General features: G+C 49.0%; 2 protein-coding genes. Both read left to right on the top strand.

The window, feature by feature from the left end; genetic code table 11:
* Nucleotides 1–482: alpha/beta hydrolase (locus R7O12_RS26640; RefSeq protein ID WP_318127079.1), on the top strand; the 482-nt coding region annotated here is incomplete at its 5' end.
* Between the two features lie 98 nt (nucleotides 483–580).
* The coding region (locus R7O12_RS26635; RefSeq protein WP_318127078.1) for a sugar kinase at nucleotides 581–1,073 on the top strand (493 nt) is incomplete at its 3' end.

Genomic DNA, 1,073 nt, shown 5'->3' with positions numbered 1-1,073 from the left:
GTGGGTTAGGTTTCTCGGCTGGCGGACACGTTGCAGCGAGCTTAGCGACGAGTCACGCATTGGACAGTTACCCTCTTCAAGATGAGGCGGACCGTGTATCTGCCAAGCCCGATTTTTGCGCTTTGATGTACCCGGTGATCAGTATGAACACCGACATCGCGCACATGGGCTCGCGTGCCGAGTTACTGGCGAATTTGGAACGTGAATCTGACCTTCTCCGGTTTTCGCTAGAAAAACAGGTGACGTCAGACATGCCGCCTTGTTTTCTTTTACATGCCAGTGACGATACCGCCGTGAGCGTGGAAAACAGCCTCGTGTTTTGGCAAGCACTTCGCCAGCACGAAATCGCGACCGAAATGCACTTGTTTGAGCAAGGTAAACACGGTTTTGGTATTCGCGATGCGCAAGGTTTGCCTGTCGCGGCGTGGCCGCAATTGCTCTCTGCATGGCTACAAAATCTGACCGAGAAAGCACGCAGATAGATCAAGCTCACGAAATAAATGAACCGTTGTTTTATTTTTATTGTTAACTGGTTTTGTAATTGCAATAATGGCGACATCAAATACTGAGGAGACTTCCCATGAACCCAATCAGTCGTGTCGCCATCATCGGCGAATGTATGGTGGAGCTTAAAAAACATGACGGCGTGCTACAGCAAGGTTTTGGCGGTGATACGCTCAATACCGCGGTGTATCTTTCTCGTCTAACCAAACAACACGGGGTCGAAACTTCGTATGTGACGGGATTAGGGCATGATCCGTTTAGTCGTGAAATGCTAACGGCATGGCGTGAAGAGGGGATCAATACGGACATGGTCTACCTTTCTGAAGATAAATTGCCAGGCATTTACGCGATTGAAACCGCCGAAGATGGCGAGCGTAGCTTCTTTTACTGGCGTAATGATGCGGCAGCAAAATACTGGTTGCGTGAGCGAGCATTGCTGTCGTTGGTGAAAGATCTTTGTCAGCATCAAATGATCTACCTGAGTGGCATTAGCTTGGCGATCATCTCGGACGATTGTCGTCAGATGTTGATTGAGCTGCTAACAATGTGCCGTAAAGAAGGTGTGAAAA

This window comes from Vibrio sp. Vb1574 (assembly GCF_033338675.1).
Note: the sequence above shows the minus strand (reverse complement) of the source record. Positions and strands in the feature narration are given on the sequence as shown.